This window comes from Caballeronia sp. Lep1P3, assembly GCF_022879595.1.
Taxonomy (GTDB): Bacteria; Pseudomonadota; Gammaproteobacteria; order Burkholderiales; family Burkholderiaceae; genus Caballeronia.
Genome location: NZ_CP084265.1, coordinates 1,502,085 through 1,517,075, shown reverse-complemented (window position 1 = coordinate 1,517,075; position 14,991 = coordinate 1,502,085). Strand labels below are relative to the sequence as shown.

General features: G+C 66.2%; 17 protein-coding genes and 1 pseudogene. 11 read left to right on the top strand and 7 right to left on the bottom strand.

Translation table 11 applies throughout. The features are described 5' to 3' along the window. Positions 1-48: 48 nt before the first annotated feature. Complete coding sequence (locus LDZ27_RS07130) at positions 49-309, bottom strand: hypothetical protein (RefSeq protein WP_244815977.1); 261 nt, start codon at positions 307-309, stop codon at positions 49-51. Positions 310-336: 27 nt separating this feature from the next. After that, positions 337-690, bottom strand: a complete 354-nt coding sequence (locus tag LDZ27_RS07125; RefSeq protein WP_244816067.1) for a hypothetical protein — start codon at positions 688-690, stop codon at positions 337-339. 248 nt (positions 691-938) lie between these two features. Here LDZ27_RS07125 and LDZ27_RS07120 point away from each other — a divergent pair, with 248 nt between their 5' ends. Beyond that, positions 939-1,856 carry a LysR family transcriptional regulator gene (locus tag LDZ27_RS07120; protein ID WP_244815976.1) on the top strand — a complete coding sequence of 306 codons (918 nt, stop codon included), beginning with the start codon at positions 939-941 and terminating at the stop codon, positions 1,854-1,856. 61 nt (positions 1,857-1,917) lie between these two features. On the opposite strand, the gene tehA is transcribed toward LDZ27_RS07120, so the two are convergent. Next, on the bottom strand, positions 1,918-2,907 hold the full coding sequence (gene tehA, locus LDZ27_RS07115) for a dicarboxylate transporter/tellurite-resistance protein TehA (protein WP_244815975.1): 990 nt from the start codon (positions 2,905-2,907) through the stop codon (positions 1,918-1,920). Positions 2,908-3,130: 223 nt separating this feature from the next. Here tehA and LDZ27_RS07110 point away from each other — a divergent pair, with 223 nt between their 5' ends. Further along, a complete protein-coding gene (locus tag LDZ27_RS07110; RefSeq protein ID WP_244815974.1) occupies positions 3,131-3,451 on the top strand; it encodes a hypothetical protein in 321 nt (106 codons plus the stop codon). 16 nt (positions 3,452-3,467) lie between these two features. On the opposite strand, the gene LDZ27_RS07105 is transcribed toward LDZ27_RS07110, so the two are convergent. Beyond that, complete coding sequence (locus LDZ27_RS07105) at positions 3,468-4,946, bottom strand: NCS1 family nucleobase:cation symporter-1 (protein ID WP_244815973.1); 1,479 nt, start codon at positions 4,944-4,946, stop codon at positions 3,468-3,470. Positions 4,947-5,175: 229 nt separating this feature from the next. On the opposite strand from LDZ27_RS07105, the gene LDZ27_RS07100 reads away from it, so the two are divergent. The 4 genes from LDZ27_RS07100 (at position 5,176) to LDZ27_RS07085 (ending at position 8,946) form a co-directional block, all read left to right on the top strand. Beyond that, entirely contained in the window at positions 5,176-5,379 is a 204-nt protein-coding gene (locus LDZ27_RS07100) for a hypothetical protein (RefSeq protein ID WP_244815972.1), read from the top strand. Positions 5,380-5,495: 116 nt separating this feature from the next. Beyond that, positions 5,496-6,407, top strand: a complete 912-nt coding sequence (locus LDZ27_RS07095) for a YihY/virulence factor BrkB family protein (protein WP_244815971.1) — start codon at positions 5,496-5,498, stop codon at positions 6,405-6,407. Between the two features lie 657 nt (positions 6,408-7,064). Next, a complete protein-coding gene (locus LDZ27_RS07090; protein ID WP_244815970.1) occupies positions 7,065-7,784 on the top strand; it encodes a hypothetical protein in 720 nt (239 codons plus the stop codon). Between the two features lie 97 nt (positions 7,785-7,881). Beyond that, positions 7,882-8,946, top strand: a complete 1,065-nt coding sequence (locus LDZ27_RS07085; protein WP_244816066.1) for a GGDEF domain-containing protein — start codon at positions 7,882-7,884, stop codon at positions 8,944-8,946. A 117-nt stretch (positions 8,947-9,063) separates the two neighbouring features. Here LDZ27_RS07085 and LDZ27_RS07080 read toward each other — a convergent pair whose 3' ends face one another. After that, positions 9,064-9,975 carry a recombination-associated protein RdgC gene (locus tag LDZ27_RS07080; RefSeq protein WP_244815969.1) on the bottom strand — a complete coding sequence of 304 codons (912 nt, stop codon included), beginning with the start codon at positions 9,973-9,975 and terminating at the stop codon, positions 9,064-9,066. 58 nt (positions 9,976-10,033) lie between these two features. Between LDZ27_RS07080 and LDZ27_RS07075 the strand changes: the two are divergent. Then, positions 10,034-10,386 (top strand): annotated as a pseudogene (locus LDZ27_RS07075) (Lrp/AsnC family transcriptional regulator); the annotation flags it as partial. 66 nt (positions 10,387-10,452) lie between these two features. Next, positions 10,453-10,770 (top strand): hypothetical protein, encoded by a 318-nt coding sequence (locus LDZ27_RS07070; RefSeq protein ID WP_244815968.1) that lies wholly within the window; start codon positions 10,453-10,455, stop codon positions 10,768-10,770. 37 nt (positions 10,771-10,807) lie between these two features. Here the strand turns inward: LDZ27_RS07070 and LDZ27_RS07065 are convergent, their stop codons facing one another. Next, positions 10,808-10,966: a hypothetical protein gene (locus tag LDZ27_RS07065; protein WP_244815967.1), complete on the bottom strand. Its 159-nt coding sequence runs from the start codon at positions 10,964-10,966 to the stop codon at positions 10,808-10,810. Positions 10,967-11,035: 69 nt separating this feature from the next. Continuing rightward, positions 11,036-11,863, bottom strand: a complete 828-nt coding sequence (locus LDZ27_RS07060; protein WP_244815966.1) for a DMT family transporter — start codon at positions 11,861-11,863, stop codon at positions 11,036-11,038. Positions 11,864-12,016: 153 nt separating this feature from the next. On the opposite strand from LDZ27_RS07060, the gene LDZ27_RS07055 reads away from it, so the two are divergent. The 3 genes from LDZ27_RS07055 (at position 12,017) to LDZ27_RS07045 (ending at position 14,968) form a co-directional block, all read left to right on the top strand. After that, positions 12,017-13,411 carry a selenium-binding family protein gene (locus LDZ27_RS07055; RefSeq protein WP_244815965.1) on the top strand — a complete coding sequence of 465 codons (1,395 nt, stop codon included), beginning with the start codon at positions 12,017-12,019 and terminating at the stop codon, positions 13,409-13,411. Between the two features lie 11 nt (positions 13,412-13,422). After that, positions 13,423-14,052: a hypothetical protein gene (locus LDZ27_RS07050; RefSeq protein WP_244816065.1), complete on the top strand. Its 630-nt coding sequence runs from the start codon at positions 13,423-13,425 to the stop codon at positions 14,050-14,052. A gap of 229 nt (positions 14,053-14,281) precedes the next feature. After that, positions 14,282-14,968: a bifunctional 2-polyprenyl-6-hydroxyphenol methylase/3-demethylubiquinol 3-O-methyltransferase UbiG gene (locus LDZ27_RS07045; protein WP_244815964.1), complete on the top strand. Its 687-nt coding sequence runs from the start codon at positions 14,282-14,284 to the stop codon at positions 14,966-14,968. The last annotated feature ends 23 nt before the right edge of the window (positions 14,969-14,991 follow it).

Sequence of the window (14,991 nt, the reverse complement as noted above, 5' to 3'; positions counted from 1 at the left end):
TCACGGCGGCGGGCGTTCACCCGCCGCCGCGTTTGCTCCCCGGACGACTCAACGCCCGTGCCAATGCCCGTAGCCGCCGAAGCCGACGCCCACGGACACCGACGGCGCCGCGTAATACCCCGGTCCATACGCATAGCCGTAGGCTGGAGCCGGCGCGTACCCGTAGGCCGGAGCGGGCGCATAGCCGTAAGGCGGCGCATAGACGCAGCCGGTGAGCGTAGCCGCGATAGCCAGCGTGACTGGCAGAACCAGCCAGCGCGATACCTTCGCCCGGCGCCCGGTGCGTGTCGTTTGCGTTCGTGCTTTCATGAGAACCGCTCCCCGTGATGCACCGCGTTACCAGTGACGATGACCATAGCCGCCGTGATGCGCGTACCAGTCGCGGCGATCCCAGTAGCGATAACCGTCCCAGTAGCGGTCGCCGTACCAGCCGATCGCGATGGCCGGCGCGGGCGCCACGACGACCGGCGCCTGCTGATACACGACCGGCGGCGGCGGCGCGGGCTGATACACGACGGGCGGCGGCGGTGGCGGCGGCTCGGCGTAGACCGGCGCGGGCGCTGCATACACCGGCTGCGGCGCGGCGTACACGGGCACGCCGAGATTGACCCCGACGCTCACGCCTGCCAGCGCCGCCTCGCATGCAAGCCCCGCGCATGCGGCCAATCCCACTCCGATGACACTCTTGATCTTCATGTGCTCCTCTGGCGAAACAATCTTGGTTCGGCCGAAACAAGCGCATCGCGGCCATGAGGACATGTTAAGCACGCCCGTCCGCGCTTGCGTTACAACGCCTGTAACAGATGTGAACGCTGAAACGAACGCCCGGCCCTCCGCGCGCCCCGCTCGCGCGCCCCTTCGCAGGGTGGCGCGCCGGTTGCGGGTACGGAGGCGCACATGGGATAGTGCGGGCTTCGTCAAAATAGGAAAGCGGGCGAATGGACTTGTTGCGGAGCATGCGGATCTTCTCGCGCGTGGCGGAAGCGTCGAGCTTCACGCTGGCGGCGCAGCAACTCGACATCACGACGGCGCAGGCGTCGCGTGCCGTCACCGATCTCGAAACGCATTTGCGCACGCGGCTTCTGAATCGCACGACACGGCGCGTCGCGCTGACGGACGCCGGCAACCGATACCTCGCGCGCTGCAAGCAGGTGATCGCGCTCGTCGACGAATCCGAGGCGGAGGCGAGCGACGCGAAAATCTCACCGAGCGGCGTGCTGCGCATGCACGCGCCGATCACGTTCGGGCATCACTACGTGGTGCCCGCGCTCACCCGCTATCTGGACGCGCATCCGCAAGTGCGCGTCGAACTCACGCTGTCGCAGAACGTCCCCGACATGCTCGACGAAGGCTACGACGTCTTTGTGCAGGTGACGACCTCCGCGCTGCCCGACTCGGCGCTCGTCTCCACGCGCATCTGCACGATGCCGAGCATTCTGTGCGCGTCGCCGCGCTATCTGGAGCGCCACGGCGTGCCGCAAAGCATCGAGGCGTTGTCCGAACATACGTGTCTGCAACTCGTCACGACGTTCTTTCCGGTGGACCGCTGGGCGTTCGAAGGCCCGAACGGGAACGTCGAAATCGATCTTCCGCCGGGCCGCCTGCGCGTGAACTCGGCCGATGCGCTCGCCGTCGCGGTCGCCGATGGTCTCGGCATCGCGCCGCTGCCCGCGCTCTCCGCGCTGCCGTCCATCAGAAGCGGCGAACTCGTGCGCGTGCTGCCGGAGTGGGAACTGCAAACCATGACGATCTACGCGATGTACGCGTCGCGCCAGTATCTCGACGCGAAGATCAAGACGTGGCTCGCGTTCCTGAAGGAGTTCGTCGAAGGGACGCTGGCGGAACAGCGCGCGTGAGCGCGTCGCTGCCCGATGCGGATTCGATCGAAGAAGCGAACGGCTCACGGCGCGCCCACATTCAAGCTGCCTTCGTCCGGTTCGGGACGACCGGCATCAGCTGGCCGCTCGCTGCCGCCTTGAGCGTCCCGAAGACGAGCATCGCGATGATCGCGTTCGCCGCGACGAACGCCGCCGGCGCGATCCACTCCACCGGACCCTGCGCGCCGCGCTCGAGCATGCGGATGGCCATCGTCGGCAGCGCGCCCACGCCGAAGCTGAACGCCCAGTACGAAGGCGAGAACGCGCGCTGGCGAATCCACGGAACGAGGCGCGCGAGCATGATCGCCTGATACAGCCCGTAGCCGAGCAGCATATAGGCGAAGAGATCGGGCACGCCATGCGTGATCGCGAGATACGACACACCGCCCACCACCGGCGGCGCGAGCTGGATGCCGAGGCTCGGGCGCAGCGCTTCGGGAAGCGGCTCGTGCACTGCCGCGCGATGCAGAACGATGGATTCGATCGCGAGCCACGAAAACACGCCCGCGCCGAAGAAAAGCGCGCCGAGTTGTGTCCAGCCGAGGCCCGCCGCAGCGGTGCCCGCGACGAAGCTGGGCGCGACCGTCGGCAGATAGACGGCGGGCGTCGTCAGTTCGGGATTGCGGCCGCCTTGCCAGAAGCGTCCGTGCAGATAGGCGCCGAGCGCAAGCTGACTCGCGACGCCCGCGACGTAGAGCGCGATCGCGGCGTCGCGCGAGTACGTCTGCACGGCTTGCGCGGCGAGCATCGTCGAGACGGGAATGAGCGCCGCGAACGACGATTGCACCGGATGCCGCAACTCGCCAAGCGCGTCGTCGCGCTGCGTGAGCCACTTGTGCGCGTAGGCGACGAGAAGCGCGATCCACACGACGAGCGCGAGCGCCGTCAGGAGCGCCGGAAGCTGCTGCGGAATGCGCCACACCTGCGCGGCGGCACGCCACGCGCCTGCGAGCGCGAGCGCGCCCACGGCTATGCCGAAGAACGCCACCGGCATCGGGGCGCGGCGATTTGCGGATTCGTCGTTGTTCATGAGCCTTCTCCATTCCTTTCGGAAACCGGACCAACGCGGATGCGTTCGTCGTCGTTGAAGAGAGCTTAGTGGCGCGCGGGCGCGGCGCGAATGCGGCAGCGTCTCGTTCGGCTGCTCGATCGTCTCAAGTTGAACCGCCGCGCCAGACGCGATAAAAAAGAGCGCGCGGGCGAGACACGGTGCATCATTGCCTGCGCGCGCCACGAGAAAGGAGACCCGCACGATGAGCCATCGCCCCGCCCGCATCCTGCTTGCATCGGCCACGCTCGCGCTGGCGTCTTGCACCGGTCCCGTCGAATTCTCGGCGAGCGCGAATCCGCCGCCCGCCACCGAATCCGTCGACGCCGACTTCAGCGGCATGGACCGCGCGATGGACGGCTGCAAGGCCGCTTCCCGCAAAGCCGGCCCGGGCCGATGCACGCAGGTCCGCGCTTACGAAGCGTGCATGAAGACGCAGGGCTACATCACCGTGCTCGGCCCCGAGAATCCGCCCAACTGCGGCCAGCCCGAGTGGGAGCAGGACGCGCGCCGCTGGCTGAAATGAAGACTCGAGACAGCGCCTACGTGCGCCGCGCGAGACGCATCATCATGACGTAGAGCAACGCGCCCGCCGCCGCGCCGATGAGCCAGCCCAGATTGTTGGCGGGAAGAATCTTGAGCAGTTGCGTCGAGAGTTCCCAGCCGACCGAGATCACGCCCGCCACGACGAGCGCCGCGAGCCCGACCTTGTTCCAGCCGCCGTCGTAATAGAAGCGCGAGCCGGGCTGCATGGTGTAGAGCTCGGCGGCGTTCACTTGCTGGTGCTTGACGAGGTAATAGTCGGCGATCATCACGCCGTACAGCGGCGCGAGCACGGCGCCGAACACCGACACGAAAATGGTGATCGCCTTCGGGCTGTCGACGAAGATCCACGGACACACGACCACCGCGAGAATCGACGCGATCAGCCCGCCCTTCTTGAAGTCGACGTGCTTCGGAAAGAGATTGGCGATGTCATACGCCGGCGAAACGAAGTTCGCGACGATATTGATGCCCATCGTCGCGACGATGAACGTGATGCTGCCGATCGCCACCGCGATCTTGTTGTCGATGCGCGAGACGATCTCGACCGGGTCCATGATCATCGTGCCGAAGACCTTCTCGCTGCCCGCCGTCACGATGACCGTGATGATCGCGAACGCAATGAAGTTGAACGGCAGCCCGAGGAAATTGCCGACTTTCATCTGCCGCTCGCTCTTCGCAAAGCGCGAGAAGTCGCCGAAGTTGAGCAGCAGCGCGGCGAAGTAGCTGACGACGAGGAGGATCGCGTTGACCATCGCGTGCAGTTGCTCGTCGCCTGAAAGCACTTTGCCCGAGAGCGTCAGGTCGAGACTGCCGAGCCCCGCGCGATAGAGAATCCAGCCCATCAGGAAGAACATCACGACGTACACCGCCGGCCCGCAAAAGTCGATGAACTTGCGGATGATCTCCATGCCGCGCTGGAAGATGATGAGCTGCAGCAGCCACATGAAGAGGAAGCTGACCCAGCCGAGCGCGTCGAGCCGCAGGAAGCTCGTATCGCGCAGCGCGGCGGCCGATGGCACGAAAAGCAGCAGCAGCGTCGCCACCGCCTTCGACGCGAAATAGGTCTGCACGCCGTACCACACGATGCCGACCACGCCGCGAATCAGCGCGGCGAGATTCGCGCCCATCACGCCCATCGACACGCGCGCCATCACCGGAAACGGAATGCCGTGCACGAGACTCGGCTTGCCGACCCAGTTCATCAGCACATAGACGACGAGAATGCCGATCGTCATGGCGAGCAGCACTTGCCAGCCCGAAATGCCCAGCAGAAAGAGACTCGCCGCGAAGGTGTAGCCGCCGACGCTGTGCACGTCCGACATCCACATCGCGAAGATGCTGTAGCCGGTCCATGTGCGCCGCGCGCGCGGCACGGGCGCGAGGTCGTGGTTGTAGAGGCGTTCGTCCGCGTTGACGACTTCGACATCGGCGCCTGGCGGCAGCGTGGAAGAATCGGCTACGTGAGAAGCGGGCATGACCGTCTCCTTGACCGAAGCGCGGGGGCGTCGTGTGATGAATGGCCCGCGCGATGTTCGGCAGACAAAAGAAGCCGCGATCTACAGGCGAATGACCGGACCCACGCCGAACGCAGGCCCGGCCGCGACGGCCCGCTGTCGGCGTGCTTTTTTTGCACGCCGCGTCTTGCTCGCGTCAGCCGTTGGAGACAGATTAAAGTAAAACGGCACGCTTGCCGATATGTGTGCCATGAGAAAAAAACGCCTGCCCGCCCGCAATCTGAGCGACGCCTTCGCCGCCGCCGCCGAAGCGCTCGCGCTCTTCTGCCGCCTGCGCAACATCAACGTAGCCGACCTGCCCGCGCGGGATGTCGATACACTGCTCGACATCGCCTTCGAAGAAGCAGCGCAGCAAGCCGCGGCGCGCCGCGCGAAGGCGCATCGCGCAAGCTGACGCTGGAGCGGACCGCGCGCCGGGCGTACAAGTTGCTTCGCGGCGACTAACCTTTCTCCAGGGCATGTGGCTGGCCGTCGCGCCATTGCCGCACGCACGCGCGTCGCGGAGGTTCCATGTCGAAGATTCTCGGCCCGGTGCTCGGGCCTCAGATCCGGGGCGTCGCGCGCGATCCCTTCGGTTTCTTCCTGCGCACGGTCAAGTCTTTCCGCGCCAATCAGGGCATGCTGCTCGCGGGCGCGGTCGCGTATTACGCGCTGCTGTCGATCGTGCCGCTTCTGATCCTGATCGTGATCGTGCTGTCGAAGTTCGTCGGCCAGCAGGAGTTGCTGGAGACGCTCGCGCATCTGCTGGAATGGCTCGTGCCGGGGCAGGCGCGCGCGATCGTGCGCGAACTCGCCAATTTTCTGACGCATCGCGCGGTCATCGGCTGGCTGCTGCTCGTGACGATGATCTTCTTCAGCTCGCTCGCCTTCACCGTGCTCGAAAACGCGATGTCGGTGATTTTCGTGCATCGCGTCGCCATCCGGCGGCGGCATTTTCTGCTCTCCGCGCTGCTGCCGTACTGCTACATCCTGTTTCTCGGCGTCGGCATGCTGATCGTCACGCTCGTCTCCAACGGCCTTCAGGCGATGGGCGACAACAGCGTGAAGCTGCTCGGCATCGCCGTGTCGCTCAAGGGCGCGTCGCGGCTTCTGCTGTATCTGCTCGGCTTGGCAGGCGAGATTTTCGTGCTGACGTCCATCTATCTCGTGATGCCGGTCGGACGGCCGTCGCTCAGGCTCGCGCTGCTGGGCAGCATCACGGCGGCGCTGCTCTGGGAAATCACGCGGCACTTCCTCGTGTGGTATTTCGCGACGCTCTCGCAGGTGAGCGTGGTCTACGGGTCGCTCACCACGTCGATCGTCGTCCTGTTCAGCCTCGAAGCGCTCGCCACGCTGCTGCTCTTCGGCGCGCAGGTCATCTCCGAGTTCGAACGCTTCGGCCTGCCGCAGCCTCAAACGCCGCCCTCGTTCACGACCGAGTGAAGCGGCGCGCGTCTCAGTTGTTGGGCGCGCGGCGACACGCGCTTCCCGGATGTCGGATGTGAGCAGGCCATCCGGCCCGCTGCGCCGTGCATCGGTCCGCGGCGCGCTAAACACCGCGCGCTCTGCTATAAACGTCAAAGAATGTATGTGCGCGATGCAACCAACGCCGCATCACTGATCTGACGAATGGTCCGGGCGGGCGGCTGGCCTGCTCGATGCTAGGGTAGTATCTGAGTTTTGCACGGCAGCCCATCGCGAGACCCAAGCGTTGTGTGGCGCCCAACGTTGCATCGGGCGGCGTGCCAAATTGTCTTGCAGCATCCATCGCCGCGGCCACGGCAGCTTTTTCCGGCTGGCGGCGAGAGTTACAGTATTGCCACTCACGGTCGGCCCCCTAGCCGCGTTGCGCGCGAAGTCCGAGCGCCTTGCAGCTTCCGGCCGCTGTGCCGGCACATTCATCGGTTTGGCCATTCCTTCGAATGGACGCGCATAGCGAGACGGTCCCACGGCCGTTTTCGGCTGGCGCCTGATCCGGCTTCCTGCGGCGGCCGCGCGGTACGCAAGAGATAGGCAAGCGACAAGCATGCGACAGCAAGCGATGCGCGCTCTTGCAAACGCCCCGCCGCCGTCGACGAATATGTTCTGGAGAGCGCTGTCATGCCTCACCACGCTGAGCTACCCGAAGAGCCGTTCGCGGACGCCCTGTCGCCCGCGAACGATCCGTCCGTTCCTGTCGGTCCGCCCGATCCGCTGCTGGACTACGACGACGACGCCGGTTCCGTGCGCGCGCCGCTGCGCTTCGGGCGGCTCGCGCTCTGGATGGCGTCGGCGAGCGCGCTCGGCATCGGCGTGCTCGGCACCGTCGCGTACAGCATGTGGTTCAACCACGACCAGCGCGTCTACGCCGAAGCGATGACGAGCGCGCGCCGCTCGCTCGGCATCGACGAGCCCGTGATCGGAAGCGCGCAGCCCTCGCAGACGCTTTCGTCGGGTGTCGTCGAAGCGCCGACGACCACCGCCGTCACCGCGCAAGCCGCCCGCGCCGATACGACGACGCTCGCGGACAACCCGCCCGCCGATGCGCCCGACACGATGCGTCTCGGTCCCGTTGCAGGCGCACAGGCCGCCGACGCTCCGCCCGATGCCGCCGCGCAGGCTCGCGCCCGCTCGCAGCAGGTCGCGGCAAGCCGCCCGGGCCGGTCATCGCCAGCGGCCCAGCCGGTCCGCACGGCGCAAAACGCTCAGGCGGCCCGCCGCCGCGCGGCGCGCGGGAAAGCCGAGCCGGGACTCTTTGCCCGCGTGGGCGCGTTCTTTCATCGAGTGAGCTATCGACGCAATGCCACATCCGGCCAGCGAGACGAATATTCCCGTCCGTGACGGCGAGCATCACGCCGTCGCCTATCTGTCGGCGACGGACACATGGGCCGCGCGCGCGGCCAACGCCCTTGGCGCGGCGCGTGCCCACGCGCGGCGTCTGCGCGTGCCCGGCCCCGCGCCGATCGCGGCCGCCGCGCTCCTGTGCCTTCTGATCGGCCTGCTCTTTCTCGCGTATCAGGTGCGCGCGATCTTCTCGGCGCAACTGCAGCAGGAATATGTCGGACTCGTGCAGCAGGCCGTGCAGCGCGCGGATACTGCCCGCGCGTCGGCGCTGGCGCTGCGCGGCGATGCATCGACGGGCGACGCGCCGCATCGCACCGCGTATCGCGAGGCGCGGATCGAATTCGCCGCGCGCCTCGCGAGTCTCCATGCGCTGATCGCGTCGAGCCCGACGCCCGCGCCGACGCTGCCGCCGGCCGCGCTGTCGCCGGCAGCCGATATCGACCAGGCGAGCGCCGCGCTCGATTCCGCCGATGCCTACTGGCGCATCGAACGCGACCGCGCGAGCAGCGACGTGCGCACGCGCATCGTGAGCGTGTCGCATACGCTGATCGCGCTGTCGGCCATCGTGTTCGGCGTGCTCATCACGGCACTCGGCATGTATGCGAAGCGCAACCGGCAGCTCGTCGGCATTTCCAGCGAGTTCGAGCATGCGTCGCTGCATGACGCGATGACCGGACTGCCCAATCGCCGCAGGCTCTTTGCGGCGCTGGAGGAATCGGCGGAGGGACTGGGCGGCGGCGCGGACGCGAGGCGCATCGCGGTGCTGTATGTCGATCTCGACGGCTTCAAGCGCGTGAACGATACGCACGGCCACCGCATCGGCGATGAATTTCTGATCGCTGTGTCGCGGCGCTTCCGGCAGACGGTGCGCAACAGCGACGTGGTCGCGCGCATCGGCGGCGACGAGTTCGCGGTGCTGGTGCGGGAGTTTTCGAGCGACATGGAGCTTGCCGCGATCGCGCAGCGCATCATCGCGTGCGTCGCGGAAACCGATGCGCGCATGGGCTTGTCGCTCGTGCGCGCGAGCGTCGGCATTGCGAGCTTCCCGGACCGCGTGACGGACTACTGGCGGCTCGTCGCCGCCGCCGACGACACGATGTACGCCGTCAAGCGCAACGGCAAGAACGGCTACGCATTCGCGTCGGCGGCGGCGGGCTGAAGGCGCTTTCGGCTTTCGGCTTTCGGCTTTCGGCTTTCGGCTTTCGGCTTGCCGCTTTCCGCTTTCCGCTTTCCGCTTTCCGCTTTCTGCTTTCCGCTTCCCGCTCTCCGCTTCCTGTTACGCCGCCGCGCGCAGGTCTTCTTCGCCGCCGAGCACTTCCGTCAGCGCGGCGAACAGGCGCGCGAGTTCGCCGGTCATCAGCAGGAAATCCGATTCGAAGCGCTCGTCGTCGTTGGCGGCGGTCGGATCGGCGGCTTCCTTGATGACGTCGAGCGCACTCACGCGCTTGAGCGTGAGCGACGGCGTCAGCACGAACGACACGCGGTCGTCCCACGTCATCGCAAGCCGCATGCACTGCTTGCCCGCCTCGATATGGCGGCGCATGTCCTCGGCTTCCAGCGCGTGACCGACGTAGCGCACGGTCGCATTGCCCTCGCCCGCCGAACGCAGCTCGGTATCGCGATCGAGCGTGAAGCCAGCGGGCGCGTCGCCGCTCAGGAGCCACTCGGTCATCGCGGAGACGGGCGAGCGCGCGGTCCGCACGCTTGCAAGCGGCAGGTCCGTCACCGACTTCACCAGCAAGCCGATGATGTCGTCCGCGAGCGTCGCCGATGCGGCATCGATCGCGAGCCAGCCGTGCACCGGATCGATCCACACGCGCGTATCGCGGCGAATGCTGAAGGCGCGCGGCAAGAGTTCATCGGTCACTTGCTCTTTCAGCTCGCGCATCTGCTTGCGGCCCGGCTTGAAGCCCTGTTGCTCTTCGAGTTCGGCCGCGCGTTCCTTCGTGAATTGCGTGATGACCGACGCGGGCAAGAGCTTCTTCTCCGCGCGATACGTGATGAGCAACTGACGGTTCACCGTGTAGACGAGCGCATCGTCGCCGCGCGGCGACACCCAGCCGCGCCGCTCGTTCTCGACGCTCGACGCCGCGCTGAACGCGAGCGGCGCGAGCCATGTGTGCATCTGATCGGGCGTGACGCTCCAGTGAGCGGGAAGGCGATGAAGCTGAAGGTTCTTGAACCACATGGCGGCGCTTTCGATGTTGTTCGGAAAAGCGGGCCATTCTATACGACACCCAGGCGCGGCTGCAGCGTCATCCGCCGGGCGCATGCGCCGGCTCGAAGCGCAAGGCGTCATACGCGGCTTCACCATCGAGATCGCTCCGCGCGCGCGTGGGTTTGCGTTGCAGGCATCGTGCGCGTGCAGCCGCTGCCGGGCCAGTTGCATCTCGTCGAGGAAGCGCTCAGGCGCATTCCCGAATGCGTCGAATGCGTCGAATGCGTGAAAGTGACGGGCGACGACTGCTTCGTCTGCCGCCTATGGGTGCGCTCCATCGAACATCTCGACGACATCCTCGCCAACGTGACGGATCGCGCGGCGACGAGCACGGCCATCGTCAAGACGACGCCCGTCGCGCGCAGGCTGCCGCCGCTTTGACGCGATCGTCGATACGCGGCAACGGCGTTACACTGAAGGCGCTGTGTATCAGGCAAGGAGCACGCCATGATCGAGTTCGACGCAAGCCGCACGTTTCGCGGACTACCGCTCACGACCGAGCAGGATGCCGAAGTCAGGCACTACATCAAAAAGAAGAAACAGCGCGGCGAGCCGTGGGATACGCCGGAACTGAGCGCGATGCTGCAGGACATGCTGGAGCCGCCAGGCGACGACGACGCTGCCGACGAAAACACCGGCGACGACACACGCTCGGCGGCCGAACGCGCATCGGCCTTCGTGGACGAAGGCATGGACCCGATCGAGAACAGCGAGGAATGGCACGCGGCGATGGAAGCGGAAGCGATGAAAGGCCCGCGCCGTTGATGCGCAGAAGAGCGCCGGCCGAAGCCGGCGCCGCCTGTCAGTGCCTGTGATGCATCCAGTCGCGCGGCGGATGCGTATCCAGCCAGCGCGCTTTGGGCGGATCGATGTGCGGGTGCTTGTGATGCATGACGAGAATCACGATGGCGCATAGCACCACCACGACGCCCACCATCAGGGTGATCATCGGCTCGGTCATCGCAACCTCCTTCGGGGCTCGATCGTGGCTCAAGGGGCGACGCTTACATTGTAGGATGCGCGCAGCGAATCACGCCCCGATGCACACCGCGCCCGCCGCGATCACGCAGCACGCGAGCATGCGCCGCACGGTCAACTGCTCGTTCAGAAACATGCGTCCGATGAGCGCCGCGAACACGACGCCCGTCTCGCGCAGGGCGGACACCGCGCCCATCGCGCCGAACTGCATCGCCCAGATGACGATGCCATACGCCGCCACCGAAACCAGCCCGCCGGCGATGCCCCGCCCGATCACGCCGATGGGCGCGCGCAGCGCATCGACGCTGCGCATCGCGATGAAAAGAAGCGGCATCAGCAGATAGAACGCGAACATCCACGCCGTATAAGCGATAGCGTTGCCCGAAGCGCGCACGCCGATGCCGTCGATGACGGTATAGACGGCGATGGTCGCGCCGGTGGCGAGCGCGGCGAGCGCGCCTTTTCGCGAGACATTGCCGCGCTGCAACGCGAGCCAGACGATGCCCGCCGACACGAGCGCGATGCCGATGAGCGGCAGCACGCCGGGATGCTCGCGCGCGAAAAGCGCGGCGCCGAGGGCGACGAGCATCGGCGAGGAACCGCGCGCGATGGGATACGTGGCGCCGAGGTCGCCGCTCTGATACGCCCGCACGAGCGCCATGTTGTAGACGATGTGCACGAGCCCCGACGCGACGATGCACGGCCATGCGCCCGACGCGGGCATCGGCAGGAACGCAATGCCCGCCACCGACACGATGCCGATGCAGATGCTCATCCACGTCATCGAGAGGAAGCGGTCGGCATTGCCGTGCAGCATCGCGTTCCAGGTCGCGTGCAACAGCGCCGCGAAAAGCACGCAAGCGCCTACGTAGCTGAACATTGTCGAATATCCCTCGCGCGTGAAGCGTTCAGTCTAAGCGTGTCACGCGCGTGACGCGACTGCTTTGTATTGCGCAATCCCTTATAAGCGCGCTCCCACGCACGCCGCACGCGTGTCCTATAGTGCAGATGGACCGCTCAACGGAGACGCGACATGGCGACATGGAAACCTGATCCGAGCTTCTATCCTTCACCGCGTCTTGCCGCCAAGGCGCCGCGCGAAACGCTCGCGTATGTCGCGACGTTCGATCCCGAACGCAAGACGCCCGACAAGCTCGCCGTCGTCGACGTCGATCCCGAATCGCCGGACTATGCGCAGATCGTCGGCGAATTGCCGATGCCCGATGCCGGCGACGAACTGCATCACTTCGGCTGGAACGCGTGCTCGTCGTGTCTCTGCCCGAACGCGCCGCATCCGCATATGGAACGGCGCTATCTCGTCGTGCCGGGGCTGCGCTCGTCGCGCATTCATATCGTCGATACGAAGCCGGACCCGAGGCGGCCTGTCATCGTGAAGACGATCGAGCCGGAAGAACTCGCCGAGAAAACCGGCTATACGCGCCCGCATACCGTGCATTGCGGGCCGGGCGGCATCTATGTCACGGCGCTCGGCAACGCGCAAGGACAGGCGCCCGGCGGCGTGCTGCTGCTCGATCAGCAGAGCTTCGATCCGCTCGGCCGCTGGGAAGTGGATCGCGGGCCGCAACAGCTCGCCTACGACGGCTGGTGGCACCTCGGCTACGACACGATGGTCACGAGCGAATGGGGCACGCCCGACACCTTCGAGGAAGGTCTTGTGCCGGAACTGCTGCTCGGCGCGAAGTATGGGCGCAAGCTGCATTTCTGGGACTTCACTAAGCGCAGGCATGTGCAGGAAATCGACTTCGGCGACGAATACCAGCTCGTCTTCGAACTGCGCCCCGCGCACGATCCGACGAAGGCGTATGGCTTCGTCAATTGCGTGATCAGCCTGAAGGACCTGTCGTCGTCCATATGGACGTGGTATCGCGACAAGGACCGCTGGGCCGTGAAGAAGATCATCGACATTCCCGCCGAGCCCGCCGATGCCTCGGTGTTGCCGCCGCTTCTTCAAGGGTTCGGCGCGGTGCCGCCGCTCGTCTCCGACATCGACCTCTCGATGGATGACCGCTTCCTCTACGTCTCATGCTGGGGCACGGGCGACATGCTGCAATACGACGTCTCCGATCCTTTCGCGCCGAAGCTCGCGGGCAAGGTGCGTATCGGCGGCATCGTGGCGCGCGCGACGCATGCGGGCGCGAAGAACGGCGCGCTGAACGGCGGTCCGCAAATGGTCGAAGTGAGCCGCGACGGAAGGCGCGTCTACTTCACGAATTCGCTGTACGGCGCGGTCGATGCGCAGTTCTATCCCGAAGGCATCGACGGCTGGATGGTCAAGCTCGACGCCGATCCGAACGGCGGCCTTGCCGTCGACGAGAAGTTTTTCATCGACTGGCCGAAGGGGCATCGTCCGCATCAGATCCGCCTGCAAGGCGGCGACTGTTCGTCGGATTCGTACTGCTATCCGTGATCTCGCTTTCGATGACGGCGGCGGCGCTCGGCGCGTTTCATGGCGCGAATCCCGCGATGGGCTGGCTTTTCGCGCTCGCGCTCGGCCTCTACGCGCATAGCCGGCGCGTGGTGCTCGTGTCGCTCGTGCCGATCGCGCTCGGGCACGCGGCATCCGTCGCGCTGGTGCTGGCCGGCGTGCTGTCGCTCGGCGCCCTCGTCGATCATCGAACGCTCGCGCGCGGCTGCGGCGCGCTTTTGATCGGCTGGGGCATGTGGCGCGCGTGGCGGGGGCATCGCGGGCGTCCCGCGGTCGGCATGCGCACCGGACTCGCGGGACTCGCGCTCTGGTCCTTCGTGATGTCGAGCGCGCACGGCGCGGGACTCATGCTCGTGCCCGCGTTGCTGCCGCTGTGCGCGGGCGCATCCGGCGGGATTCGGAGCCAGGCGCCGGGCGCATCGTCGGCAACGGCGTTCGAGGCGGGCGCGCTCGCGCTCACGGTTCATACCGCCGCGATGCTCGCCGTCATCGCCGCCATCTCGCTTTTCGCGATGTCCCTGCACGAACGCACGGGTCTCGCGTTCCTGCGCACCGGCTGGATCAACGTCGACTGGCTCTGGAGTGTGGCGCTCGTCGCATGCGGCGCGTGGCTTCTCGTGTAGCGTCGTTGCAGCGCTTACCCAGCCGGCTTGGACATGGCGGAAGCCGGCAGAACTTAGGCGCGTAACGCCTACCGAGCGCAATTGCACGCGGCGCGGCAGCCCGGCAATATCAGCCGAAACCCAATAGAAAGAATAGTCGCCGGGGCCAGAAAAAAGCATTCGGACCGCAAGGGTCCGTGAAGCCAGGAACGAAGCGATAACAAGCCGGATACCAACGGGGGATTGCGAAATGCGCGAGATTTCTTACGAAGAACAGACCGTCAACTCAGGCAATCCGCTCGCGCGTTTCGCGCATCGAAGCCGCATGTCGATGGCGATCGAACTCGTCACCGGACTGTGCGCGCGACGCGGCACGGTGGCCGATTTCGGCGCGGGGCCGGGGCTCTTTCTGCATGCGCTCGGGCAGGCGCGGCCGGACATCACGCTGATCGGGCACGACATGTTCATGGCCTCCGCGTTCCCCGAGATCAAGTATGCGGAATCGCTCGGCAGCGTGGCCGCCAAAAGCGTCGACGTGCTGACTGCATTCGAAGTCTGCGAGCATCTCTACGACAACGAACTCGACGCGCTTCTCGACGACGCCGCGCGCATCCTGAAGCCCGGCGGCGCGCTCGTCATCTCGGTGCCGATCATGTACGGACTCGCGGTCGGCCCGAAGGTATCGAACGCGATGATTCGCAGCCGCACGCTGAAGTCCGAGTATTCGGCCACCGAGCTTCTGAAGGCGATGGCCGGCATTCGCGTGAGCCGTCCGCCGAACCCGCGCACGACGCACAAGGGCTTCGATTTCCGCGAACTACGCGATACCGTGCGCGAACGCTTCGATATCGATGCCGAGAAGATGAGTCCCGTGCCGCATGCGCCGTGGTGGATGAGTTCGCAATACTTCATGGTGTGCCGCGCGCGCGGCTGCTGATACTGGCGGCATCGGCGGCATCG

What these genes read in the sequence shown, in the direction of transcription:
- LDZ27_RS07105 (WP_244815973.1), bottom strand. Translation starts at nt 4,946, where the DNA reads ATGCCCGCTTCTCACGTAGCCGATTCTTCCACGCTGCCGCCAGGCGCC.
- LDZ27_RS07055 (WP_244815965.1), top strand. Translation starts at nt 12,017, where the DNA reads ATGGCGACATGGAAACCTGATCCGAGCTTCTATCCTTCACCGCGTCTT.
- LDZ27_RS07130 (WP_244815977.1), bottom strand. Translation starts at nt 309, where the DNA reads ATGAAAGCACGAACGCAAACGACACGCACCGGGCGCCGGGCGAAGGTA.
- LDZ27_RS07060 (WP_244815966.1), bottom strand. Translation starts at nt 11,863, where the DNA reads ATGTTCAGCTACGTAGGCGCTTGCGTGCTTTTCGCGGCGCTGTTGCAC.
- LDZ27_RS07110 (WP_244815974.1), top strand. Translation starts at nt 3,131, where the DNA reads ATGAGCCATCGCCCCGCCCGCATCCTGCTTGCATCGGCCACGCTCGCG.
- LDZ27_RS07090 (WP_244815970.1), top strand. Translation starts at nt 7,065, where the DNA reads ATGCCTCACCACGCTGAGCTACCCGAAGAGCCGTTCGCGGACGCCCTG.
- LDZ27_RS07095 (WP_244815971.1), top strand. Translation starts at nt 5,496, where the DNA reads ATGTCGAAGATTCTCGGCCCGGTGCTCGGGCCTCAGATCCGGGGCGTC.
- tehA (WP_244815975.1), bottom strand. Translation starts at nt 2,907, where the DNA reads ATGAACAACGACGAATCCGCAAATCGCCGCGCCCCGATGCCGGTGGCG.
- LDZ27_RS07070 (WP_244815968.1), top strand. Translation starts at nt 10,453, where the DNA reads ATGATCGAGTTCGACGCAAGCCGCACGTTTCGCGGACTACCGCTCACG.
- LDZ27_RS07045 (WP_244815964.1), top strand. Translation starts at nt 14,282, where the DNA reads ATGCGCGAGATTTCTTACGAAGAACAGACCGTCAACTCAGGCAATCCG.
- LDZ27_RS07100 (WP_244815972.1), top strand. Translation starts at nt 5,176, where the DNA reads ATGAGAAAAAAACGCCTGCCCGCCCGCAATCTGAGCGACGCCTTCGCC.
- LDZ27_RS07065 (WP_244815967.1), bottom strand. Translation starts at nt 10,966, where the DNA reads ATGACCGAGCCGATGATCACCCTGATGGTGGGCGTCGTGGTGGTGCTA.
- LDZ27_RS07080 (WP_244815969.1), bottom strand. Translation starts at nt 9,975, where the DNA reads ATGTGGTTCAAGAACCTTCAGCTTCATCGCCTTCCCGCTCACTGGAGC.
- LDZ27_RS07120 (WP_244815976.1), top strand. Translation starts at nt 939, where the DNA reads ATGGACTTGTTGCGGAGCATGCGGATCTTCTCGCGCGTGGCGGAAGCG.
- LDZ27_RS07050 (WP_244816065.1), top strand. Translation starts at nt 13,423, where the DNA reads ATGACGGCGGCGGCGCTCGGCGCGTTTCATGGCGCGAATCCCGCGATG.